At 69.9% G+C, this 21,770-nt stretch carries 22 protein-coding genes; 8 read left to right on the top strand and 14 right to left on the bottom strand.

The window, feature by feature from the left end; all coding sequences use genetic code 11:
- Positions 1 to 89: 89 nt before the first annotated feature.
- Genes cobT through E0H50_RS36030 form a run of 5 tightly spaced genes read left to right on the top strand, consistent with a single transcriptional unit; the run spans position 90 to position 4,301 of the window.
- Positions 90 to 1,235, top strand: a complete 1,146-nt coding sequence (gene cobT, locus E0H50_RS36050) for a nicotinate-nucleotide--dimethylbenzimidazole phosphoribosyltransferase (protein ID WP_238151594.1) — start codon at positions 90 to 92, stop codon at positions 1,233 to 1,235.
- Entirely contained in the window at positions 1,232 to 2,446 is a 1,215-nt protein-coding gene (cobA, locus tag E0H50_RS36045; RefSeq protein WP_131295503.1) for a uroporphyrinogen-III C-methyltransferase, read from the top strand. The genes cobT and cobA overlap by 4 nt, the downstream gene beginning before the upstream one ends.
- Positions 2,443 to 3,246 carry a TrmH family RNA methyltransferase gene (locus E0H50_RS36040; protein ID WP_131295502.1) on the top strand — a complete coding sequence of 268 codons (804 nt, stop codon included), beginning with the start codon at positions 2,443 to 2,445 and terminating at the stop codon, positions 3,244 to 3,246. Before cobA ends, E0H50_RS36040 begins: the two co-directional genes overlap by 4 nt.
- Positions 3,247 to 3,255: 9 nt before the next feature.
- Positions 3,256 to 3,774 carry a GNAT family N-acetyltransferase gene (locus E0H50_RS36035; protein ID WP_131295501.1) on the top strand — a complete coding sequence of 173 codons (519 nt, stop codon included), beginning with the start codon at positions 3,256 to 3,258 and terminating at the stop codon, positions 3,772 to 3,774.
- Positions 3,762 to 4,301, top strand: a complete 540-nt coding sequence (locus tag E0H50_RS36030) for a phosphotransferase-like protein (RefSeq protein WP_131295500.1) — start codon at positions 3,762 to 3,764, stop codon at positions 4,299 to 4,301. Before E0H50_RS36035 ends, E0H50_RS36030 begins: the two co-directional genes overlap by 13 nt.
- Position 4,302: 1 nt before the next feature.
- Here E0H50_RS36030 and def read toward each other — a convergent pair whose 3' ends face one another.
- The 4 genes from def to E0H50_RS36010 form a co-directional block, all read right to left on the bottom strand.
- Entirely contained in the window at positions 4,303 to 4,908 is a 606-nt protein-coding gene (gene def / locus E0H50_RS36025) for a peptide deformylase (RefSeq protein WP_131295499.1), read from the bottom strand.
- A 100-nt stretch (positions 4,909 to 5,008) separates the two neighbouring features.
- Complete coding sequence (locus E0H50_RS36020) at positions 5,009 to 5,824, bottom strand: LLM class F420-dependent oxidoreductase (protein WP_131295498.1); 816 nt, start codon at positions 5,822 to 5,824, stop codon at positions 5,009 to 5,011.
- A 43-nt stretch (positions 5,825 to 5,867) separates the two neighbouring features.
- Positions 5,868 to 6,275 (bottom strand): SRPBCC family protein, encoded by a 408-nt coding sequence (locus E0H50_RS36015; RefSeq protein WP_131295497.1) that lies wholly within the window; start codon positions 6,273 to 6,275, stop codon positions 5,868 to 5,870.
- A gap of 53 nt (positions 6,276 to 6,328) precedes the next feature.
- Positions 6,329 to 6,661, bottom strand: coding sequence for a winged helix-turn-helix transcriptional regulator (locus tag E0H50_RS36010; RefSeq protein ID WP_131295496.1), 333 nt, complete (start codon positions 6,659 to 6,661; stop codon positions 6,329 to 6,331).
- A gap of 64 nt (positions 6,662 to 6,725) precedes the next feature.
- Here E0H50_RS36010 and E0H50_RS36005 point away from each other — a divergent pair, with 64 nt between their 5' ends.
- Positions 6,726 to 7,343, top strand: coding sequence for an NADPH-dependent F420 reductase (locus E0H50_RS36005; RefSeq protein ID WP_131295495.1), 618 nt, complete (start codon positions 6,726 to 6,728; stop codon positions 7,341 to 7,343).
- Here the strand turns inward: E0H50_RS36005 and E0H50_RS36000 are convergent.
- The 9 genes from E0H50_RS36000 to tkt form a co-directional block, all read right to left on the bottom strand.
- A complete protein-coding gene (locus E0H50_RS36000; protein WP_131295494.1) occupies positions 7,302 to 7,850 on the bottom strand; it encodes a hypothetical protein in 549 nt (182 codons plus the stop codon). The genes E0H50_RS36005 and E0H50_RS36000 overlap by 42 nt on opposite strands.
- Complete coding sequence (locus E0H50_RS35995) at positions 7,840 to 8,658, bottom strand: isocitrate lyase/PEP mutase family protein (protein ID WP_131295493.1); 819 nt, start codon at positions 8,656 to 8,658, stop codon at positions 7,840 to 7,842. Before E0H50_RS35995 ends, E0H50_RS36000 begins: the two co-directional genes overlap by 11 nt.
- A gap of 42 nt (positions 8,659 to 8,700) precedes the next feature.
- Positions 8,701 to 9,594, bottom strand: coding sequence for a hypothetical protein (locus tag E0H50_RS35990; RefSeq protein WP_131295492.1), 894 nt, complete (start codon positions 9,592 to 9,594; stop codon positions 8,701 to 8,703).
- A 68-nt stretch (positions 9,595 to 9,662) separates the two neighbouring features.
- On the bottom strand, positions 9,663 to 10,379 hold the full coding sequence (pgl, locus tag E0H50_RS35985; protein WP_131295491.1) for a 6-phosphogluconolactonase: 717 nt from the start codon (positions 10,377 to 10,379) through the stop codon (positions 9,663 to 9,665).
- A complete protein-coding gene (locus tag E0H50_RS35980) occupies positions 10,376 to 11,437 on the bottom strand; it encodes a glucose-6-phosphate dehydrogenase assembly protein OpcA (RefSeq protein WP_131295490.1) in 1,062 nt (353 codons plus the stop codon). Before E0H50_RS35980 ends, pgl begins: the two co-directional genes overlap by 4 nt.
- Positions 11,434 to 12,984: a glucose-6-phosphate dehydrogenase gene (zwf, locus tag E0H50_RS35975; RefSeq protein WP_131295489.1), complete on the bottom strand. Its 1,551-nt coding sequence runs from the start codon at positions 12,982 to 12,984 to the stop codon at positions 11,434 to 11,436. The genes E0H50_RS35980 and zwf overlap by 4 nt, the downstream gene beginning before the upstream one ends.
- Before the next feature lie 41 nt (positions 12,985 to 13,025).
- Positions 13,026 to 14,600 (bottom strand): glucose-6-phosphate isomerase, encoded by a 1,575-nt coding sequence (locus E0H50_RS35970; protein WP_131295488.1) that lies wholly within the window; start codon positions 14,598 to 14,600, stop codon positions 13,026 to 13,028.
- The gene (gene tal / locus E0H50_RS35965; RefSeq protein WP_131295487.1) at positions 14,597 to 15,706 is read right to left on the bottom strand and encodes a transaldolase; all 1,110 of its coding nucleotides are present in this window, start codon (positions 15,704 to 15,706) and stop codon (positions 14,597 to 14,599) included. The genes E0H50_RS35970 and tal overlap by 4 nt, the downstream gene beginning before the upstream one ends.
- 40 nt (positions 15,707 to 15,746) lie before the next feature.
- A complete protein-coding gene (gene tkt, locus E0H50_RS35960; protein ID WP_131295486.1) occupies positions 15,747 to 17,915 on the bottom strand; it encodes a transketolase in 2,169 nt (722 codons plus the stop codon).
- A 222-nt stretch (positions 17,916 to 18,137) separates the two neighbouring features.
- On the opposite strand from tkt, the gene E0H50_RS35955 reads away from it, so the two are divergent.
- Positions 18,138 to 19,115: a heme o synthase gene (locus E0H50_RS35955; protein ID WP_131295593.1), complete on the top strand. Its 978-nt coding sequence runs from the start codon at positions 18,138 to 18,140 to the stop codon at positions 19,113 to 19,115.
- Between the two features lie 157 nt (positions 19,116 to 19,272).
- Positions 19,273 to 20,373, top strand: coding sequence for a ScyD/ScyE family protein (locus E0H50_RS35950; RefSeq protein ID WP_165547422.1), 1,101 nt, complete (start codon positions 19,273 to 19,275; stop codon positions 20,371 to 20,373).
- Between the two features lie 242 nt (positions 20,374 to 20,615).
- On the opposite strand, the gene E0H50_RS35945 is transcribed toward E0H50_RS35950, so the two are convergent.
- A partial coding sequence (locus E0H50_RS35945; protein ID WP_131295484.1) for an HNH endonuclease signature motif containing protein occupies positions 20,616 to 21,770 on the bottom strand: 1,155 nt, incomplete at its 5' end.

Below are 21,770 nucleotides of genomic sequence, written 5' to 3'. Positions count from 1 at the left end.
CTGTGAGCCCTCCGGGAGATCGCGGGATGTGGTGATTCCGACACTACTGTCCACATCCCGCCGGTCCGTCCCGGGGCACACACTCGGGGATGCGAAGATCGGAGCGGTACGACGGGACCGTCGGCCGGACTGCAGGACGGGAACGGACCGGAACGGGCGGGAACGGGCGGGAACGGATGGAGGACGTGATGAACGGCGCGCTGGAGGAGTACCTGGAGCGGATCGCCCCGGGGGATTCCGGAGCGATGCGGGCGGCGGCGGAGCGGCACGCGCAACTGACGAAGCCGGCCGGGTCGCTCGGTGTTCTCGAGGAGCTGTCCGTGAAGGTGGCGGGCATGACCGGAACGTACGCCGTGCCGGCCCCGGCCGTGGTGGCGGTGTTCGCGGCCGATCACGGCGTGCACGCGCAGAACGTGTCCCCGTGGCCGCAGGAAGTGACCGCCGCGATGCTGGCGAACTTCGCCGGCGGCGGCGCGGCCGTGAACGCGTTCGCCAAGAACAACGGCGTCGACGTCCGCGTGGTCGACGTCGGCGTCGCCACCCCGGTCGAGCAGCTGGACATCGTGCACGCGAAGGTCCGCCCGGGCACTCGCGACCTGTCGCGGACCGACGCGCTGACCGAGGACGAGGCGCACAAGGCGATCGCGGTCGGGTTCGACCTCGCCGACCAGCTGGTCAAGGACGGGTACCGCTGCCTGCTCACCGGCGACATGGGGATCGCCAACACCACCGCCTCGGCAGCGCTGATCGCGACCTTCACGGGCGCGACCGCCGACGCCGTCACCGGTCGCGGGACGGGTATCGACGACGCCGCGCTGGCGCACAAGACCGCCGTCGTACGGGATGCTCTCGCGCTGCACGCCGTACCGGCGACCGAGCCGCTCAAGGCTCTGCAGGCGTACGGCGGACTGGAGCATGCCGCCCTGGCCGGGTACATCCTCGGGGCGGCGGCCAACCGCACACCGGTGATCCTGGACGGCGTGATCGCCGGGGCAGCCGCGCTGGTGGCGCAGGCGTTCCACCCGGCCGTCGTCGACTACTGCGTCGCCGGTCACCGGTCCGCCGAGCCCGGGCACGCGGTCGCACTCAAGCAGCTCGGCCTGCAGCCGCTGGTCGACCTGGACCTGCGGCTCGGTGAGGGGACCGGCGCGGTGCTCGCGTACCCGATCCTGACCTGCGCGGTCCGCGCGCTCGCCGAGATGGCCACGTTCGAGGACGCGGGGATCACTTCGTGACGAACCAGTACCTGTCCGGTCTCGTCCTCGAAGGGCGGCGCGTGGTCGTCGTCGGCGGTGGCGGCGTCGCCCAGCGGCGCCTGCCGCGACTGCTCGAGTCCGGTGCGCGGATCGACCTCGTCTCGCCGTCGATCACGCCGACCATCGAAGGGCTGCTCGGCAACCCGTCGCTGACCTGGATCGAGCGCGGGTACGCCGCCGGCGACCTCGACGGCGCCTGGTACGTCGTGGTCGCGACGGACGATGCCGCGGTCAACGACCAGGTGTCGGCGGAGGCGGAGGAGCGGCGGATCTTCTGCGTGCGCTCCGACGACCGGTCCCGGGCGACCGCGTGGACGCCGGCGTCCGGGCAGCACGACAACGTGACGATCGGTGTCCTCGGCGGCGGCGATCACCGGCGGTCGGCCGCCGTACGGGACGCGATCCTCGAAGGGCTGCGCACCGGGGAGCTGGCGGCGCGGGACGTGGATCGGCGGCCCGGGGTGTATCTGGTCGGTGGGGGACCGGGCGATCCGGACCTGATCACCGTGCGCGGGCGGCGGTTGCTGGCCGAGGCGGATGTGGTGGTCGCGGACCGGTTGGCGCCGCAGCAGTTGCTGGACGAGCTGCATCCTGATGTCGAGCTGTTCGACGCGGCGAAGCTGCCGCGCGGGCGGGCCGCGCAGCAGGAGGAGATCAACCGGATCCTGGTGGAGCGCGGGCAGCAGGGGAAGGTCGTCGTACGGCTCAAGGGCGGGGATCCGTACGTGTTCGGGCGCGGGTTCGAGGAAGCGCTGGCCTGTGCGGCGGCCGGGGTGCCGTGGACCGTGGTGCCGGGGATCACGAGCTCGATCTCGGTGCCGGCGGTGTCGGGGATCCCGGTGACGCATCGTGGGGTGACGCACGAGTTCACGGTGGTGTCGGGACATATTCCGCCGTCGCATCCGGATTCGCTGGTGAACTGGGATGCATTGGCTCAGTTGCGCGGGACGCTGGTGTTGCTGATGGCGGTGGAGAACCTTCCGGCGATCGCGTCGCGGTTGATCGACTCAGGTCGGCCAGCTGACACCCCGGCGGCGGCGATTGCCGACGGCACCCTTCCGGGGCAGCGGATGGTGACGTCGGACCTGGCCGGGATCGCGCAGGCGATGGCGGACGAGGGCGTCGGCGCCCCGGCGATCGTTGTCATCGGCAACGTGGTCGACGTGGCAGAGCAGGCGCGAGAGGCGTGAGTCTGGTTCGGGTCGAGGACGCCGCGGACGAGCGGCTTTCCGATTATGTTCGGTTGCGGGAGGTCAGTCTTCGGCGGTTGCTCGAGGAAGAGCACGGGCTGTTCATCGCCGAGGGGGACAAGGTGATTCGGCGGGCGGCCGACGCCGGGTACGAGCCGCGGTCGTTCCTGCTCGCTCCGCGGTGGCTGGACTCGCTGCAGGACGTGCTGGAGAAATGGCCGGACAAGCCGGTGTACGTCGTCTCGGAGGAGCTGGCCGAGCAGGTCACCGGGTTCCACGTGCACCGCGGCGCGCTGGCGTCGTACAAGCGGCAACCCGCCGTACCGCTGCCGGAGCTGCTCACGGACGACGTACGGCGGATCGCGATCTTCGACGAGATCGTTGATCACACCAACGTCGGCGCCGGGTTCCGCGCCGCGGCCGCGCTCGGGGTCGGGCTGGTCCTGGTGACGCCGACGTGCGCCGACCCGCTGTACCGGCGCTCGATCAAGGTATCGATGGGGACCGTCTTCCAGGTCCCCTGGACCCGCCTGCGGGACTGGCCCGGCGACCTCCGGCACCTGCAGGACAACGGGTACGTCGCCGCCGCGATGGCGCTCGCCGACGACTCGATCACGCTCGACGAACTGGCGGATCGCAAGGACCCCAAGCTCGCGCTGATCTTCGGCACCGAAGGGCACGGCCTCAAACCGCACGTGCTCGAACAGGCAGACCTGACCGTACGCATCCCGATGGCCGGCGGCGTCGACTCCCTCAACGTGGCATCCTCAGCAGCAGTAGCGTTCTACGCCACTCGCTGAGGGGGAAGCATGCGTACGACGGAACGCCTGGTACTGCGCCCGTTCCGCGAGTCCGACCTGGAACCTTGGGCCGCGCTGAATGCCGATCCCGATGTCACGCAGTACCTGGGCCCGCCGCTGAGCCGGGTCGACTCCGACCGGACCGCGCGGGCGATCAACGCGTTCTACGAAGCACACGGATTCGGCTTCCTGGCAGTCGAACGACGCTCCGACGGGGTCTTCCTCGGCGCTTGCGGACTGAGCAAGGAGCAGTGGTACCCGGACGACCTCGAGATCGGGTGGCGGCTGGCGCGCGAGTACTGGGGCCACGGGTACGCGACCGAGGCGGCCGCGTCGTGGCTCGACCACGCGTTCGGTGAAGCCGGGCTGTCACGGGTAATTGCGGTGACCGACACCCCGAACGTCCGTAGCATCGCGGTCATGCGCCGGCTCGGGATGAGCTTCGACCACGAGGCGGTGCTGGAGGACGACGGCGTACCGTTCGACGCCACGATCTACTCACTCAAGGCGGAGGAATGGCGAAAGTAGTCCTGGTCACCGGGATGCAGGCCGCGGGGAAGTCCACGATCGCACCGCTCCTCGCTGCCCGGATGGGACCGCCGGCCGCGACGCTCGACGGGGACGTGTTCTACCGCGGCGTGGTCGCGGGCGCCGAGGTCATGACGCCCGACCCGTCGGCCGAGGCCGTGCGCCAGCTGGAACTCCGGTACGACGCCAGCGCCTTGGTCGCGCAGCACTACGCCGACGCCGGGTTCGACTTCGTCTGTAGCGACATCGTCCTGGGCGAGCACGTCGAGCGCTGGTTCTCCCGGCTGCGTGACGTCGACCCGTACCTGATCGTCCTCGTCCCGTCGGTCGAGTCGATCGTCGAGCGGGAGATCGGCCGCGGCGGCGCGAACTCCTACCGCGACTGGGGCCCCTCGCTAGAAGACGGCGTACGGGCGCTCCAGGCCGGCCTCGACGAGATCCCGCGCCGAGGCCTCTGGCTCGATACGACCGGTCAGACCGCGGCCGAAACCGTCGACGGCATCGACCTGGAGAAGGCTCGCTGGTAGGTCACGTGGCGGGGGTGTCCTCGTGCTCGTCCTCGTGCTCGACCATCGGGGTGACAGGCCAGTCGGTCGGGTAGTCGGGGGCGAACTCCTCCGCCTCCGCGAACAGGCGCTTCTTGTACTTGCGGGAGAGCCGGTCGCCGAAGACCATGCCCTGGGTGTGGTCGGTCTCGTGCTGCAGACAGCGGGCCAGCAGACCGTCGCCCTCGAAGCTGACCGGCTTGCCGTGCTGGTCGACGCCGGTGACCTTGGCGAAGTCGGGGCGGGCGCACTTCGTGAACGCGCCGGGCAGCGACAGGCAGCCCTCGTCACCCTCGTCCAGGTTGCGGTCCTTGCCCTCCGGGAGCTCGAGCGTCGGATTGCACACGACGCCCTGGACGCGCTTGCCCTCCTTGTCGGGGCAGTCGAACACGAACAGCTGCAGGTCCACGCCGACCTGGTTCGCGGCCAGGCCGACGCCCTCGGCCGCGTTCATCGTCGCGACCATGTCGGCGACGAGCGTCTGCAGTTCGTCCCCGAAGTCGGTGACAGGCTGATTGACCCGATGCATCACGTCGGTACCCCACCGCGTAATAGGCCGCACCGAACCACCCAAAGGCAACGTAGACATGCCCGAAATCCTATCCGGCGCCCGCGCAGCGTCTTTGAGCACCCACCAACCGTTTCTGGGTCGCGTGGACGGTTGGTGGGTGCTCAAAGTGGGGCCGGGACTACTTGGCGTTGACCTCGTCTCGCCAGGAGACCCAGGCGCGGAGGAGGCCCAGGTCGTAGTCGGGGCCGGAGGAGTGCACGGTGAACAGCCGGGCGCCGACGTCGAGGAGCGACTTGCCGACCTGCTCGGGCGTCTTGTCGCCGACGGCGACCGAACGCTCGATCTCGCCGGGGTCGCGGCCGATGGTCGCGCAGTGCTCGTCGAGTACGGCGTGCTTGTGCGCGATCGTCTCGGCGTCGCCGAACCCGTGCCAGATGTTCGCGTGCTTGGCGACGAGCTTGAGCGTCTTCTTCTCGCCGCCGCCGCCGATCAGCACCGGGATGTCCCGGGTCGGCTTCGGGTTGAGCTTGGTCCAGCGCTGCTCGATCCGCGGCAGCGCCTCGCCCAGCGCGTCCAGCCGGCCGCCCGCCGTACCGAACTCGTAGCCGTACTCGTCGTAGTCCTTCTCGAACCAGCCGGAGCCGATGCCGAAGATCAGCCGGCCGTCGCTGATGTGGTCGACCGTCCGCGCCATGTCGGCGAGCAGGTCGGGGTTGCGGTAGGAGTTACAGGTGACCAGGGCGCCGAACTCGACCCGTTCGGTCGCCTCGGCCCAGGCGGCCAGCATGGTCCAGCACTCGAAGTGCAGACCCTCGGGCTCACCGCTGAGCGGGTAGAAGTGGTCCCAGTTGAAAACAACGTCAACGCCGATCTCTTCGGCCGCCGCCACGGTCCGCCGGATGTCGGCGTACTGGGCGTGCTGGGGCTGGACCTGCAGACCGATCCGGACGGGGAACGCGCCGTACGGACGGTCGGTGGAATCGGAAGCTGTCATACCCGGAATCCTATATCGCTTTGCGGAGGACCCTCCGGATAGGTCACTGGGTGAAGTACGCCGCCAGGTGGCCGAGCATCGTGGCGACACCGGATTCGATCGGGACCTGCTGCTCGTCGGACAGCCCGACGCTGCGGTAGTCGAGCCGCGTCCTGCCGTCGGCGAGCGCGGTCAGGTCGACGGTGATCTCCTCGGCGGGCTGGTCGAATCGCAGGGCCAGGTGGTGCGGGAGGTCCAGCTCGCCGAAACGGAGCGTGAACGGGACCTCGGTGCCGTCCGCGGCGACGAACACGGCCGAGATGAGGCCGCCGGGGCGGACGTCGATCGTCACCCGGTCGGACGGGGTGCTGAAACCTTCGGCGACGAACCAGGCGGCGAACGGCTCAGGCTCGGTGAACGCCCGGACGACCTCGGTGGGTGGGGCGTCGACGATCTGCTGCAGGGTGAACATGGCGGGGACCTCCGTCGGGATCGAGCTGACTCCAGCACTGTCCCGCGAACCGTTTACGGTTTGTTTTCGGTCGGGAGCCGGTCGGCGTACACGGCGGCCCAGTCGCCGAGGGCGCGGATCGGGACCAGGAGGTCCTTGCCGGCGACGGTCAGCGAGTACTCGACCCGGGGAGGCGCTTCGGCGTACCGGGTGCGTCCGACGAGGCCGTTGCGCTCGAGCCGGCGGAGCGTCTCGGTGAGGACCTTCTGGCTGATACCGCCGATCTGCTTGCGGAGCTCACCGGGACGCGCGGGCCCGTCGGCGAGCGCGTACAGCACGACCATCGGCCAGCGCCCGCTGATCAGGTCGGCCGCGACACGGGCTTGGCAGTCGGCGAAGAATCTCACCGGTCCATTGTGCGTCGGCCGATGGACACCAGGAGGTGCGCATCGAACTGTCTACGGTCGACGCATGCGAATAGGAACACTGGGCAACGGGTTGATGGCCGAGGCGCTGGCCTCGCAATGGGTCAAGGCGGGCCACGACGTGATGGTGGGTGGGCGCTCCGCGGACAAGGCCGTCGAGGTGGCCAAGCGGGTCGGTGCCACGGCCGGGACGCTGGAGGAGGCAGCGGCGTACGGCGACGTCGTACTGCTGGCAGTACCGGCCGAGGTGGCGGTGGAGGTCGCGGGACTGGTGCCTGCCGGTACGACGTTGATCGACTGCACGAATGCGCTGGATCACCGGGACTTCACGCTGGCGCATCCGGCCACGGCCGAGGCGATCAGCCAGGCCGTGCCGGAGGTGCGCGTTGTGAAGGCGTTCAACCTGGCGGCCGACGCGGTGTGGCGGAATCCACCCGCCGGCCTCGGCGTACCGATCTGCGGCGACAGCGGCGTGAACCAGGTCGCGGAGCTGGTGCGGGATCTGGGATGTATGCCGGTACTCGCGGGCGGACTGCGGCGCGCGAAGTTGCTGGAGGCAACCGCCGCGCTGGCGATCGGGATCTGGGTCAGCGGGGGAGACGTGCGCGAGATGTTCCCGCCGCTAGCTGCCGCGTTCGGTGACGTCCTGCCCGGCCAGCCGTAGGCTCCAGGCGGGGAACAGCAGGTACGTCCCGGCCCAGCCGAATCCGGCGACGAAGGTCCAGGCCGGGGCGGTTTCCATGACGTCGATGCCCATCGCGATCCCGGGCGCGCCGATCAGACCGAGCACCATCACGGCGCCGGCGATCAGCCCCGCCCGCCGCAGCCGCCCGATGCTCCCGGCCCCGACCAGCCACCCCCCGATCAGCGCGAACCCGAAGCCCGACCAGAGGCCAGCTAGGTAGAAGCCGGTGGTCTCGCTCATCACGAGCACGGTGCCCACGATCGTGAGCATGGTTCCGACGCCGGCCACCCACAGCAGTAGCCACGGCGGGCGGGTGAGCCACGCCAGGCAGAAGCTCAGGACGCCGAACACCGCGTTCCCGACGTCGTTGACGGCACCGAGCGAGTCGGCGCCGGCGTAGAAGACGATCAGGCTCAGGCAAGTGGCCAGGCCCACGATGCCGTGGACAGTGGCCACCGGCCGCACGAGACTCGGCTCAGTGTTCACCCTTGGATGATCGCGCAAAGAGCTCGTTCAAGTCAGCCTGTGGGATCTGGTCGGCAGCGAAGGTGATGGTGCCCTTCGTCGCCAGCTCCTCCGCGCTGCGGCGGACGAAGCCGAGCGCCGCGCGGGCGATACTGCCGCCGAGGCTGATCCGGACCACGCCGGCCGCCTGCAGATCGGCGACCGTCAGCGTGGAGGTGCCCAGACCGATGACCACGTTCAGCGGCCCGTCGATCTCGGCGACCAGCGTGCGGATCGTGGCGAGGTCGTTGACGCCGGGGACGTAGAGACAGTCCGCACCCGCCGCGCGGAAACGGTTCGCCCGGTCGATCGAGTCGCGCACCGAGGTCGGCGTACGGAGCAGCTGCCCGTCGGTCCGCGCGGTCAGTACGAAGTCGTCGCCGGCCGCCTCGCGCGCCGCCACGATGCGCTCGACCGCGAGCGCCACGTCGTACAGCTCCCGTCCGTCGTAGTCCTCGATGTTGCCGCCGGCCAGCCCGGCCTCGCGGGCCAGCCTGATCGTGTCCGCGACCCGCTCCGGCTCGGCACCGTACCCGTCCTCGAGGTCCCCGTTCACCGGTACGGCGCTCGCCGCGGTGATCTCGCGTACCCGGTCGAACATCTGCTCCCGCGACACCGCCGGCGCGCCGTCGGGCAGCGTGTGATCGCCCTTCGCCAGCGAGAACGCGATCCCCGCGCTGGTCGTCGCGATCGCCGGGAACCCGGCCGCCGCCAGGATCACCGCACTCCCGGCGTCCCAGGCATTCGGCATCACGAACCGATCGGCATGCAACTCGCGGAACGTCGTCATACGCCCGAGTCTGTCACCCCGACGCTTCGGCCTTGACCGAACTCAGCCGAGCTTCCCGACCATCCGGGCCACCGCGGCCCGCGCCTTCGGGCCGTTCACCAGATCGGGATCACCCTCGGTGCCCTTCGTGTTCCAGTACAGGTAGAACGCCGGCCGCGCGCCCGCCGGCAGTTGGTCGAGGTACGCCGTCTCGCGGTCGATCTCGTCCGCGCGCGCCTGATCGCTCTTCGTCCGCTTGAACCCGCGCTCGGTCAGTCCCCATTTCGCCGCCGCACCAGGTGTCTTCTGCACCAGCTCGCGGTACCAGCGCATGTGTCCCGCGTGCTCGCTGACGATCGCGGTCGCGGGCTGCGTGCCGCCGCTGTACGTGTCGGCGCCGTAGAAGTCCGCCTCGACCCGCCACGGCTTCGGGTCCTTCGTCCGCGGCTCGCCGTCCCACTGGAACGCCATCGCCGAGTACCCGACCTTCACCTGCGGGTTCGCCGCCTTCATCACGTCCCGGACCCGCTTGAACGCCTTCGCGAACGCCGGCCCGTCCATGTCGTTCTCGGGCTCGTGATACCAGATGAAGTACGTGTCCGGCCGCTCCTTCAACCACACCGCGAGCTCCCGGAACCGTACGTCGTACTTCCCGGCGCCGGTCGCCGCCGGTGCGGTCTTGATGCTGACGAACGGGATCAGCCCCGCGTCCCAGGACGCCTGCGCGACCCCGGCGTACTTCTTCCGCAGGTCGGTCTTCACCGGCTGGACCCCGTTGACGAACTCGCGGGTCGCCCGCACCCCGGGATACCGCTTGCCCAGGTCCTTCGGCGCGACGTCGTCGTGGACGCCCATCAGCACCGGCGCGGCCGCCTCGACGGGATTGTCTGAGGTGGCAACGAAAACGGTGGCGGCGAGCGTGATGCTCGCCGCCACCGCGACGGTCTTCTTCAGCATGCCTAGCTCCCGGTCAGTCGCCGTGCAGGCCCCCCTCGGCGACCACCATAGGGTGCGTTCAGGCCACCTCAGGTCAGCTTCGAGGCGGCAGCCTGGTCGAGCAGCCAGAGGGTGCGGTCCTGTCCGTGCGGGCGGGCCGCCGGGACATCGCCACCGGTCAGGGCCTGGGAGACCGCGTCGGCCTTGTCCTCGCCCGACACCACGAACCAGACCTCCCGCGCCCGGTCCAGCCGCGGGAACGTCAAGGAGACCCGGATCGGGGGCGGCTTCGGGGAGTCGTGGACGGCGACCGCCGCGGCATCTGTCACCGCGAGCTGCGGATAACCGGGGAACAGCGAGGCCACATGCCCGTCAGGGCCGACGCCGAGCATCAGTACGTCGAACTTCGGCGAGCCCGCGGCGGCCAGCTCCTCCGCGTACGCCGCAGCGGCGGCCTCGGCGCCCTGGCCGGTGTCGGCCGGCATCGGGTGCACCCGCGCCGGGTCCACGTCCAGGTGGGACAGCAGGGCGTCCCGGGCCTGCGTCTCGTTCCGGTCCGGGTCGCCGTCGGGCAGGAAACGCTCGTCACCCCACCAGAACTCGACCCGCTGCCAATCGATCTGGTTCCGGGCCGGCGACTCCGCGACAGCCCGGTAGACGACGGCAGCGACCCGGCCGCCGGTCAGCACCACGTGGGCGACACTACCGGTGCTCTGCGCATCGACGACCCGGGTGATGAACCGGGACGCGACGGCGTACGCCAGATCGTCGGCATCGGCGTGGATCAGCAGCTCGGCCTGGTTCATCGCTTCGCCGCCTTCTTGCCCCCAGCAACCTTCTTCGCAGCAGCCTTCTTGGCAGCCGCGGGCTTCTTGGCCACGACCTTCTTCCCGGCCGCGGTCACCTTGGCCGCGGTGGACTTCCGCGCCGTTTCCGCGACCTTCTTGGCGTCCGCCGGCATCGCGTCCCGCTCGACCATGCAGGCGAGCGTCTTCGCGTACACGTCGTCCGGGTCGAGCCGCCGCAGCTCCTCACTCAACAGCTCGGACGTCGTACGCCGCTTCAACGCCACTGGCCGATCCGGCTGCCCCGGCACGCTGAACGTCGCCACCGCACCGTCCGGCCGCGTCAACGCGATCGGACCGGACGGCGTGAACAACCGTACGGCGGTCACGCCCGGACCCCGAGAGTTCCGCTGCTCCACCGGCACCTTGAGCCGCGACTGCAACCACGCCGACATCAGATCCGCACTCGGGTTGCCCCGAGCGGCCGTGACCTCGGCGCCGGTCACCTTCGTCGGGTACTGATCCAGAGCGGCCGCCATCAGCGCACGCCACGGCGTCAACCGCGTCCACGCGAAGTCGGTGTCACCAGGCGCGTACCCCTCGGCCCGCGCCGTGTAGTCCACCGAAGCACGCCGCGTGGCAGCCGCGTCGGTCACCCGGCGCCGTCCCAGCCGGCCCAACGGATCCTCGGCGGGAACGCGCGGGCCGCCTCCCGGCCACCAGACGATGACGGGGGAGTCGGGCAGCAACAGCGGCGTGACGACGGACTCCGGCACCTTCGCCAGCTCACCGTGCAGTCGCAGCAGCACCGCTTCGCCGGGAATGCCCTCGCCGACCCGTACTTCGGCGTCCAGGCCGGACGCGCCGCGCCCCGGCCGCAGGATCGCGACCAGGACCCGGGACGGGTGTTCGCGGCCGGCCTCGTTCGCGGCCTTCATCGCGTCGTGGTGGGACGCCTCGTCGACGACCACCACGATCGTGCCGACCATGCCCATGGCCGGCGAGCCCGCGTTCCGCCGGGCCTTCAGCAGCGCCGACGCGATCTCGCTCGACGTGGTGTCGGTCAGGTCGATGATCATGGCCGCCTCCAGGCACGTCCGTCGCGGGCGAGCATCTCGTGCGCCGACTCCGGGCCCCAGTCGCCGGACGCGTACTGCTCCGGCTTCCCGTGCCGCGCCCAGTAGTCGAGCACCGGGTCGAGGATCTTCCAGCCCAGCTCGACCTCGGTGTGCTGCGGGAACAGCGGCGGATCACCGAGCAGTACGTCGAGGATCAGCCGCTCGTAGGCCTCGGGGGAGGACTCCGTGAACGAGCCGCCGTACGCGAAGTCCATGTTCACGTCGCGGATCTCCATCGACGTACCGGGCACCTTGGCGCCGAAGCGCAGCGTGATGCCCTCGTCCGGCTGGATCCGCAGCACCAGGGCGTTCTGGCCGAGCTCTTCGGTCTCGGTCTTGTTGAACGGCAGGTGCGGCGCGCGCTTGAACATCACCGCGACCTCGGTGACGCGCCGCCCGAGCCGCTTGCCGGTGCGCAGGTAGAACGGGACACCCGCCCAGCGCCGGGTGTCGACGTCGACCCGCAGCGCCGCGAACGTCTCCGTCGCCGACGACGCCGGGATGCCGTCCTCCTGCAGGTACCCCTTCACCTTCGTGCCGCCGGCCCAGCCCGCCGCGTACTGCCCGCGGGCGCTGTGCAGGTCGAGCCGCTCCGGCAGCTGGACGGCGTTCAGCACCTTCTTCTTCTCCTGGCGCAGTGACCAGGCGTCGAAGCTGACCGGCTCCTCCATCGCGATCAGCGCGAGCAGCTGGAGCAGGTGGTTCTGGATCACGTCGCGGGCGGCGCCGATACCGTCGTAGTACCCGGCGCGGCCGCCGATGCCGATGTCCTCGGCCATCGTGATCTGTACGTGGTCGACGTAGTTGCTGTTCCAGATCGGCTCGAACATCGCGTTCGCGAACCGCAGCGCGAGGATGTTCTGGACCGTCTCCTTGCCCAGGTAGTGGTCGATCCGGAAGACCGCCTCGGGCGGGAACACCGACTCGACCACCTGGTTCAGCTCACGGGCGCTCTTGAGGTCGTGACCGAACGGCTTCTCGATCACCACCCGCCGCCACGAGCCCGGGATCTCGTCGGTCAGCCCGTGCTCCGACAGTTGCCGCACGACCTCCGGGAACAGCCCCGGCGGGATCGACAGGTAGAACGCGTGGTTGCCGCCGGTACCACGGGTGATGTCGAGCTCGTCGACGGTCTCCCGGAGCCGTTTGAACGCCTCGTCGTCGGTCAGGTCGCCCGGCACGAACCGGAAGCCCTCGGCGAGCTGCTGCCAGACCTCCTCGCGGAACGGCGTCCGCGCGTGCTCCTTCACCGAGTCGTGCACGATCTGGGCGAAGTCCTGGTTGGTGTAGTCCCGGCGGGCGAACCCGACCAGGGCGAAACCCGGGGGCAGCAGCCCCCGGTTCGCCAGGTCGTAGACCGCCGGCATCAGCTTCTTGCGGGCCAGGTCGCCGGTGACCCCGAAGATCACCAGGCCGCACGGCCCAGCGATCCTCGGCAGCCGCCGATCCTGCGGATCGCGCAGCGGGTTCACCGGACCTGTCGGCTCTTCGCCGAGCTCAGCGGTCATCAGCCGCTTCCCTCCGAGTGTCGTCTCTACTTGGACAGGGCCTATTTCAACAGGGACAGGAGCTGCTGTACGCCGTTCGCGACGTCCGTGAGGTGCAACCGCAGCACCGGACGGCCGCGCTCCGCCAGCACGTTCGCGTCACCGGCGGCCTGCGCCGAGATCAGCGTGCCGAACGTGAACGGACGGTCGGGGATCTCCACGTCGGTGGCGTGCGCCCCGGTGATCTGCAGGTACACGCCCTCGGGGTGGCCGCCCTTGTGGTACTGACCGGTCGAGTGCAGGAAGCGCGGCCCCCACCCGAACGTCGTCGGACGGCCGGTCCTGGTCGTGATCGCCGGGCGGATCGCGATCAGGTCGGCATCGCGCTCCGAGTCGAGATACGCCATCACCGCGACGTACCCCTTCGGCTCGAGCTTGCCCAGCAGCGCGTCGACCGCGCCCTGCAGCGAGTCCACACCGTCGAGCAGGCCCTCGGAACCGCGAACCTCGACGGCGCCGTCGGTGAAGGCGGCCGCCTCCGGCTCCGGCTGCGCGTCGAGCAGACCGCGCGCGGCCTTCTTCGCGCTCTCCACGTCCGGCTGGTCGAACGGGTCGATGCCGAGCAGGTAGCCCGCCACCGCCGTCGCAACCTCCCAGAGGAGGAACTGGCCGCCGAGCGAACCGGACGTCAGCGCCGTCGGCACACCGCTCGTCGCCTTCTCCGCCAGCAGGGCGTTGGTGAGGTCAGCGGCCTCGCTGCGCAGCTCCGGTGCGCCGACCTCGACCGCGACCGGCAGTACGCCGGTGCCGTTCTTGCCGGTGCTCTCCGCGATCAGCTGCTCGGCCCAGTCCGGGAACCCGACGATGTCAGAACCGTCCGCGGTGATGATCGCCTTGTCCCGGCCCGCGCTCGCCGCGAGCACCGCGCCCAGCCAGAGCGCCGGGTTGTCGGTCGAGTCGGCCTGCAGTGCCGGCGCTGCCTCGGCCGCCTGGTCGAGCAGCTCGGCGATGTCGGCGCCGGCCAGACCGGACGGCACCAGGCCGAACGCCGTCAGCGCGCTGTACCGCCCGCCGACGTTCGGGTCCGCGAGGAACGTCTTGCGGTAGCCCTCGTCCGCCGACAGCTTCTCGAACGGCGAACCCGGGTCCGTCACGACGACGATCCGCGAGGCGGCGTCGATCCCGGCGTCGGTGAACGCCTTGGCGAAAGTACGGCGGTGGCTGTCGGTCTCGACCGTGCCGCCCGACTTGCTGGACACCACGATGACGGTCTTCGACAGGTCACCGTCGAGCGCGCGCTTCACGACGCTCGGGTCGGTCGAGTCGAGGACGACGAGCTCCACGCCCGCCGTCCGGGTGATGACCTCCGGCGCCAGTGACGAGCCGCCCATACCGGACAGCACGATCCGGTCCAGGCCCTCGGACCGCAGGTCGGCCTGCAGTGCCTCGATCTCGGCCAGCAGCGGCCGCGAGGTGTCGTGCAGGTCGACCCAGCCCAGCCGGATCGAGGCCTCGGCCTCGGCGTCCGGGCCCCAGATCGTCGCGTCCTTCGCGGCGATCCGGGAGGCGATCTTCTCGGCGACGAGCTTCTCGACGACCTCGGTCCAGTCGCCGTTCTGCGTGGTTACGTTGGTCACTTGGCAGCCGCCTTCAGGGCCGCGGCGACGGTGTCCTGCAGCTCCGACCAGGATGCCTCGAATTTCGCGACGCCCTCGTCCTCGAGCAGTTGCACGACCTCGTCGTACGAGATGCCCAGCCGCTCCAGGTCGTCGATCACCTTGCGGTCGCCGGCGTAGTCGCCGCGGACCGTGTCACCGGTGATCTCGCTGTGCTCCTCGACCGCCTTGATGGTTGCCTCCGGCATCGTGTTGACGACACCGCGGGTGACCAGGTTGTCGACGTACAGCGTGGGGGAGTACGACGGGTCCTTCGTGCCGGTGGACGCCCACAACGGACGCTGCGGCTTGGCCCCGGCGGTCTCCAGCTCCCGCCAGCGGTCGGTGGCGAAGATCTCCTCGTACGCCTCGAACGCGAGCCGCGCGTTCGCGATCGCCGCTTTGCCCTTCAGTGCCTTGGCCTCGTCGGTGCCGATCGCCTCGAGGCGCTTGTCGATCTCGCTGTCCACGCGGCTGACGAAGAACGACGCGACGCTGGCCATCTTGGTCACGTCGTGGCCGTTCTCGACGGCCTGCTCGAGGCCCTCCAGGAAGGCGACCGCGACCGCCTTGTAGCGCTCCAGCGAGAAGATCAGCGTCACGTTCACGCTGATCCCGGCGGCCAGCGTTTTGGTGATTGCCGGCAGCCCCGCCTTGGTGGCCGGGATCTTGATGAAGACGTTCTCCCGGCCGACGATGTCCCACAGCAGCTTGGCCTGCTCGACCGTCTTCGCGGTGTCGTGCGCGAGCGTCGGCTCGACCTCGATCGACACCCGGCCGTCCTGGCCCGCGGAGTCGTCGTACGCCGGCTTGAGCACGTCGGCGCCGTCGCGGACGTCGCTGGTGGTGATCACCCGGATCGCCTCGTCGGTGGAGACGCCCTGCGCGGCCAGCTTGCCGATCACCTCGGCGTACGCGTCGGCGTCCGAGATGGCCTTGGCGAAGATGGTCGGGTTGGTGGTCACGCCGGTGACGTGCTTGTCCTCGATCAGCGCCTGCAGGCTGCCGCTGGTCAGCCGCTCACGGGACAGGTCGTCCAGCCAGATGGAGACACCCGCGTCGGCGAGTGCTTTCAAGCGATCGTTCATATCTCCGATGCCTTCTTCCAAGAATCTTCTGTTGTTTGATTCAGTTGGCGTCGGCCGGTCCGACCGGCCCGGCGGCGGCGCGACCGGGCGGGACACCCGGACCGCTGATCTGCGCGGCGGCGGCGATGCTGTCCTTCGCGGCCTGCACGACCGCGTCGGTCGTGATGCCGAACTCGTCGTACAGCGTCTGGTACGCCGCGGACGCCCCGTAGTGCTCCAGGCTCACCGAGCGGCCGGAGTCACCGACGATGTCGTGCCAGCTCTGGGCGATCCCGGCCTCGACCGAGACCCGGGCCCGGACATCGGCCGGGATGACCGACTCGCGGTACGCGTCGTCCTGCTCGTCGAACCACTCGCGCGACGGCATCGACACGACGCGGGCGTTGACGCCCTCCTCGGCCAGCTTGGCGCGTGCCTCGACGGCCAACTGCACCTCCGAGCCGGTGCCGATCAGCACCACGTCCGGCGTGCCGTCAGCGTCGAGGAGCACGTAGGCGCCCTTCGAGACGTTCTCCGTGGTCGCGTACCCGTCGGTGCCGCGCGGGAAGGTCGGCACGTTCTGCCGGGTCAGCACCAGGCCCGCCGGGCGGTCGGTGTGCTCGAGAATGGCGGCCCACGCGGCCGCCGTCTCGTTCGCGTCACCGGGCCGTACGACGTCCAGGCCCGGGATCGCCCGCAGCGCCGAGAGGTGCTCGATCGGCTGGTGCGTCGGGCCGTCCTCGCCGAGGCCGATCGAGTCGTGCGTCCATACGTACGTCACCGGCAGCTGCATCAGTGCGGCCAGCCGCACGGACGGGCGCATGTAGTCGGAGAAGACCAGGAAGGTACCGCCGTACGGGCGGGTCAGGCCGTGCAGCGCGATGCCGTTCAGCACCGAGCCCATGGCGTGCTCGCGGATCCCGAAGTGCAGGACCCGGCCGTACTCGTCGCCGGAGAACTCCTTGGTCGAGTACTCCGCCGGGATGAACGACGGCTGCCCCTTCGGAGTGGTGTTGTTGGAGCCGGCCAGGTCGGCCGAACCGCCCCAGAGCTCGGGCAGCTCCGGCGCGAGGTTGGTCAGCACGTCGCCGGACGCCGCGCGGGTCGCGACACCCTTGGCGTCGGCCTCCCAGCTCGGCAGCTTGTCCTTCCAGCCGTCCGGAAGCTCACGCTTCGAGAGCCGGTCCAGCAGCGCGGCCCGCTCCGGGTTCGCGGCCTTCCACGCGTCGAACTTCGCGGTCCACTCGGTCTCGAGCGCCTTGCCGCGGTCGAGGGCCGCGCGGGTGTGCGCGATCACGTCGTCGGCCACCTGGAACGTCTGCTCCGGGTCCCAGCCGAGGACCTTCTTGGTCGCGGCGACCTCGTCCGCGCCGAGCGCCGAACCGTGGATCTTGCCGGTGTTCTGCTTGTTCGGGGCCGGCCAGCCGATGATCGTGTGCAGCCGGATGAAGCTCGGCTTGTCCGTTACGGCGCGGGCCGCCTCCAGCGCGTCGTACAGCGCCTGGACGTCCTCCTCGTAACCGGTGCCGCCCTGGGTCCAGTCGACGTCCTGCACGTGCCAGCCGTACGCCGCGTAGCGCGCCGCCACGTCCTCGGACAGCGCGATGTCGGTGTTGTCCTCGATCGAGATCTTGTTCGCGTCGTAGATGACGGTCAGGTTCCCGAGCTTCTGCGTGCCGGCCAGCGACGAGGCCTCGGACGCGACGCCTTCCTCGATGTCACCGTCGGACGCGATCACGTACACCTGGTGGTCGAACAGGCCCTCGCCCTTCGGCGCGTCCGGCTCGAGCAGGCCGCGCTCACGACGGGCTGCCATCGCCATACCGACCGCGTTGCCGACACCCTGGCCGAGCGGGCCGGTGGTGGTCTCGACGCCGGGGGTGTGCCGGTACTCGGGGTGGCCCGGGGTCTTGCTGCCCCAGGTCCGCAGCGCCTTCAGGTCGTCCAGCTCGAGGCCGAAGCCGGCCAGGTAGAGCTGGATGTAGAGGGTGAGGCTGGAGTGTCCCGCGGACAGCACGAACCGGTCGCGGCCGGCCCAGTGCGGGTCCGCCGGGTTGTGCCGCATCACCTTCTGGAACAGCAGGTACGCCGCCGGTGCGAGGCTCATCGCCGTCCCGGGATGTCCGTTGCCGACCTTCTCGACCGCGTCCATCGCGAGCACCCGGACGGTGTCGACCGCGCGCTGGTCCAGTTCGGTCCATTCAAGCTTTGGGCTGGTCTTCTCCGTCACGCCGGCGGCGCTCCTCTCGATGGTGATCTCTTGGCTCAGGATGAGCCTACTGTGGCCCGCTCATCTCTTTGTGCACCCTTCGACTGTTTGTCAACCGTTCAGCCGATCCGGCTGTTCCCGAAGGATCGGAGGGGGGTGCGAGAACTCTCCTACGGGGCGTCGTAGACTGCTGAATCGTCAGCGCCGCTCATCCGGCGTCAACCCACTCTGTTCGAGGTGTTCGTGACCGCCGTCGACCCGCGTTCTGCCGCGACGACGTCGTACCCGACGCCGCTGCCGGACGCTGCCGCTGTATCAGCTGCAACCGTGAGTCCGTCGGTGCGCGACGTGGTGAAGGCGTACGTCGGGCTGACCAAGCCGCGCATCATCGAGCTGCTCCTGATCACCACCGTCCCGGTGATGTTCCTGGCGGCCGGCGGCGTGCCCGGTCTGGAAGTCGTGGTGGCCACGCTGATCGGCGGCATCCTCGCCTCCGGCAGCGCCAACACGATCAACTGCGTCCTCGACCGCGACATCGACGAGCAGATGCGCCGGACCCGGCGCCGCCCGCTGCCGCGGCACGCGGTCAGCCCGCGCTCTGCGACGATCTTCGGTGTCGTCCTCGGCGTGCTGGCCACCCTCGAGCTCGGCTTCTACGTCAACTGGCTGTCGTCCGGCCTCGCGCTGGCCGCGAACCTGTTCTACGTCTTCGGCTACACGATGGTGCTCAAGCGCCGGACCGTGCAGAACATCGTCTGGGGCGGGATCGCGGGCTGCTTCCCGACCCTGATCGGCTGGACCGCGGTCACCGGCGAGCTGGCCTGGACGCCGGTCGTGCTGTTCCTGGTGGTCTTCTTCTGGACGCCGCCGCACACCTGGTCGCTCGCGATGCGGTACCGCGAGGACTACGCGTCGGTGGACGTGCCGATGCTCCCCGTAGTCGCCACCCCCGTCGCCACCGCGCGGCAGATCATGGCGTACTCCGTGGTCATGGTGATCACGTCGCTCGCGCTCTGGCCGATCGGCGACACCGGCTTCGTATATCCGCTGGCCGCGGTCGTGCTCGGTTTCGTGTTCCTCCGCGAGGCCCGCCGGTTGTTGCTCCGGGCCCACACCGGTGCGGACGGCGCGGCGCTGCGGCCGATGCGGCTCTTCCACTTCTCGAACATCTACCTGGCGCTGCTGTTCATCGCGGCGGCCATCGATCCGCTCCTGCGCTGAGACTCCGCTCCTGCGCTGAGACTCCGCTCCTGCACTGAGCGTCGCGGGTCGCGTGCCGGCAGTTTCCCGGTTGACCTGATCGTCATCTGATGTTGCCATGGGTTCCTGCCTGTGGAGGGGGATCCACGCCTGGGGAGGCGTAGCAGCAGGGGGATTCATGGGCGTACGAACACGCATCGCCGCGATCGCGGCACTCGCACTGACCGGTTCGGCACTGGTCGCCGGGCAGGCACAGGCCGGTGGGAGTCATGGCACGCTGACGCCGGTGATCACCGGTCTGGACTCGCCGCGTGGCGTCGCGTTGCACGGCGGGACGATCATCTACAGCGTCGGTGACGGCTCGGTGTACGCGAAGTACGGCAGCAGGACCCGGCTTCTCGGCAAGGTCGGCGAAGGCTTCGCTCCGGCGATCGATACCAACATCTGGGGTACGACGTACGCGCTGACCGGCGGTGGCGGTCCGGGCGAGTCGCTGCCACCGGGCGCCGCGACGCTCTACCGGCTGCGGCCGGGCAAGTCGCCGGTCAAGGTCGCCGAGATCGGCAAGTACCAGGTCAAGGACCCGGATCCGTACGACCTGGAGAACGTCCCGACGGACTCCAACCCGTTCGGGGTGGCCGCACTCAAGGACGGCACGGTGCTGGTCGCCGATGCCGGCGGCAACGACCTGCTCAGGGTCTGGCCGAACGGCACGATCAAGACGGTTGCCCGGCTCAAGCCGCGCGTGGTGACCGTGCCGCCGGGCCTTCCGACCGGTCCGGAGGCGCCACCGTCACCGCCGGCCGGTTCCAGGATTCCGGCGGAGGCGGTCACGACGTCCGTCACGGTCGGCTCCGACGGCTACTGGTACGTCGGTGAGCTCCGTGGCTTCCCGGCCACGCCCGGAACGTCGCAGATCTGGCGGATCAAGCCCGGCTCGGTCGGCGCGGTATGCGACCCGGTCAAGCCGTGGAAGGGCAACTGCACGCGGTACGCCGACGGCTACACGTCGATCATGGATCTGGCAGGCGGACCGAAGGGCACGCTGGCCGTGGTGGAGCTGTCCAAGGCCAGCTGGCTTGCGGCCGAGACCGGCGGTTCGACCGTCGGGTCACTGTTCCTGCAGTACCCGGGCAAGTACCACAAGGCGGGCGTCAAGCGCGAGCTCGCGGCGGGCAAGCTGATCCTGCCCGGTGGTACGGCGGTGAGCCGGGCCGGTGACGTCTACGTGTCGTCACCGCTGTTCGGCCCAGGCACCATCTACAAGGTGAAGCACTAGTACGGGTGCCACCCGCGGCGTGAACGTGCCACGCCGCGGGTGGACGGCACGCCGGCATCGCCGGTGATCTGCACCTCCGCGCACTGGTCCGCGCACTGGTCCGCGCATTGGTCCGCGCATTGGTCCGCGCATCGGCTCGATGTGACGATCCCAGGTGACCGGACCGTCGCCGTCTGCGGTGTCGGAGCTCACCGCAGCACTCGGCGTGGGCTGTGCCGGTCGACGAGGGAGCGTGAGACCGCTCAGAAAGGCGGTTGGTCGTCCGTCGGTGGGGTTGCTGATGGCGCGATCGGTCCGCGGGCGGGTGGGACGGTGGTGTAGCGGTGGCCGGTGGGGGTGGTGAGGGTGATGGAGCCGTTGGGGTGAGCGGTGGTTTTCCAGCCCCAGGTTTTGGTGTCTTTGATGACGTGGTGGTATTCGCAGTACGGCGCGAGTCCGGACAGACTCGTGCGCCCGGAATGTGCGAACGGGGTGAGGTGGTCGCGGTCGCATTCGCGGGAGGTGCGATTGCAGCCGGGCCAGGCGCAGACGGGGTGGCGGGCGAGCAGGGTCTCGGTGACCAGCATCCCTGGGTCGTGGCGGGTGGTGGAGGCTTCGAGGACGGTGCCGTTGGTGGGGTCGGTGAGGAGGCGTCGCCAGGTGCCGTCGGTGGCGATGCGGCGGGCCATCTCGGCGGGGATGGGTCCGTAGCCGGTGAGTTCGGCGGGGTCGTTGTCGAGGCCGAGCAGGGTCGAGGCGGGGACGAGGACCTCGATGTGGGGGCGGCGGCGGTGCTGGTCGGGTAGCCGGCGGTCGAGCCAGTCCAGCCCGTTGCGCAGGATGTGCTCGAACAGGTCCGCGGCCACATCCGCGCGCCGCTGCTCGGCGGTGCGATTGTCCTTCGGCTCTTGTGTGGTGAGGGAGTCCGTCACCACAACACCATCTGCTGCACCGCGCCCGGTACCACCGTCTTGCTGGGCCGTCCCGCGCGACGCACCATCATTGCGAGGCACAGCCTCATCGCGGACCGCAGCCTGGCCGCGGGCCGCAGCCTGATCGTTGGCCGCAGACTCGTCGCGGGCCGCAGCCTGATCGTTGGCCGCAGCCTGGTCGTGGGACGTTGGCTGGTCGTTGGGCACAGCCTGGTCGTGGGACGTTGGCTGGTCGTGCGAGGCAGCAGCATCGTGGGGTGCGGAGCTGCCTTGCCGTCCCGGGGGTGTGTGGTGCTCGGAGTTGTCTTGGCTGGGCGGGTCGGTGTGGTGCGCGCCGGGACCTGCGGCGGTGGGGTTGGTGGTGGGGTTGGTGGTGGGGTTGGTGGTGGGGTTGGGGTTGGTGCCGCGTTTGGCGAGGGCGGCGATGGCTTGGATGGTGACCCACATCTGCTGGATCTTGTCGGCGGTGTGGACGATCCACAGCCC

Source organism: Kribbella sindirgiensis (assembly GCF_004331435.1).
In the GTDB taxonomy this organism is placed as follows: Bacteria; Actinomycetota; Actinomycetes; order Propionibacteriales; family Kribbellaceae; genus Kribbella; species Kribbella sindirgiensis.
The sequence above is the reverse complement of the archived record's forward strand: the minus strand, read 5'-3'. Positions and strand labels throughout refer to the sequence as shown.

What these genes read in the sequence shown, in the direction of transcription:
- E0H50_RS36030 (WP_131295500.1), top strand. Translation starts at nt 3,762, where the DNA reads ATGGCGAAAGTAGTCCTGGTCACCGGGATGCAGGCCGCGGGGAAGTCC.
- def (WP_131295499.1), bottom strand. Translation starts at nt 4,908, where the DNA reads ATGTCTACGTTGCCTTTGGGTGGTTCGGTGCGGCCTATTACGCGGTGG.
- E0H50_RS35950 (WP_165547422.1), top strand. Translation starts at nt 19,273, where the DNA reads ATGGGCGTACGAACACGCATCGCCGCGATCGCGGCACTCGCACTGACC.
- E0H50_RS36020 (WP_131295498.1), bottom strand. Translation starts at nt 5,824, where the DNA reads ATGACAGCTTCCGATTCCACCGACCGTCCGTACGGCGCGTTCCCCGTC.
- E0H50_RS35980 (WP_131295490.1), bottom strand. Translation starts at nt 11,437, where the DNA reads ATGATCATCGACCTGACCGACACCACGTCGAGCGAGATCGCGTCGGCG.
- tal (WP_131295487.1), bottom strand. Translation starts at nt 15,706, where the DNA reads ATGAACGATCGCTTGAAAGCACTCGCCGACGCGGGTGTCTCCATCTGG.
- E0H50_RS36005 (WP_131295495.1), top strand. Translation starts at nt 6,726, where the DNA reads ATGCGAATAGGAACACTGGGCAACGGGTTGATGGCCGAGGCGCTGGCC.
- E0H50_RS35995 (WP_131295493.1), bottom strand. Translation starts at nt 8,658, where the DNA reads ATGACGACGTTCCGCGAGTTGCATGCCGATCGGTTCGTGATGCCGAAT.
- cobT (WP_238151594.1), top strand. Translation starts at nt 90, where the DNA reads ATGCGAAGATCGGAGCGGTACGACGGGACCGTCGGCCGGACTGCAGGA.
- E0H50_RS35990 (WP_131295492.1), bottom strand. Translation starts at nt 9,594, where the DNA reads ATGCTGAAGAAGACCGTCGCGGTGGCGGCGAGCATCACGCTCGCCGCC.
- pgl (WP_131295491.1), bottom strand. Translation starts at nt 10,379, where the DNA reads ATGAACCAGGCCGAGCTGCTGATCCACGCCGATGCCGACGATCTGGCG.
- zwf (WP_131295489.1), bottom strand. Translation starts at nt 12,984, where the DNA reads ATGACCGCTGAGCTCGGCGAAGAGCCGACAGGTCCGGTGAACCCGCTG.
- E0H50_RS36015 (WP_131295497.1), bottom strand. Translation starts at nt 6,275, where the DNA reads ATGTTCACCCTGCAGCAGATCGTCGACGCCCCACCCACCGAGGTCGTC.
- E0H50_RS36035 (WP_131295501.1), top strand. Translation starts at nt 3,256, where the DNA reads ATGCGTACGACGGAACGCCTGGTACTGCGCCCGTTCCGCGAGTCCGAC.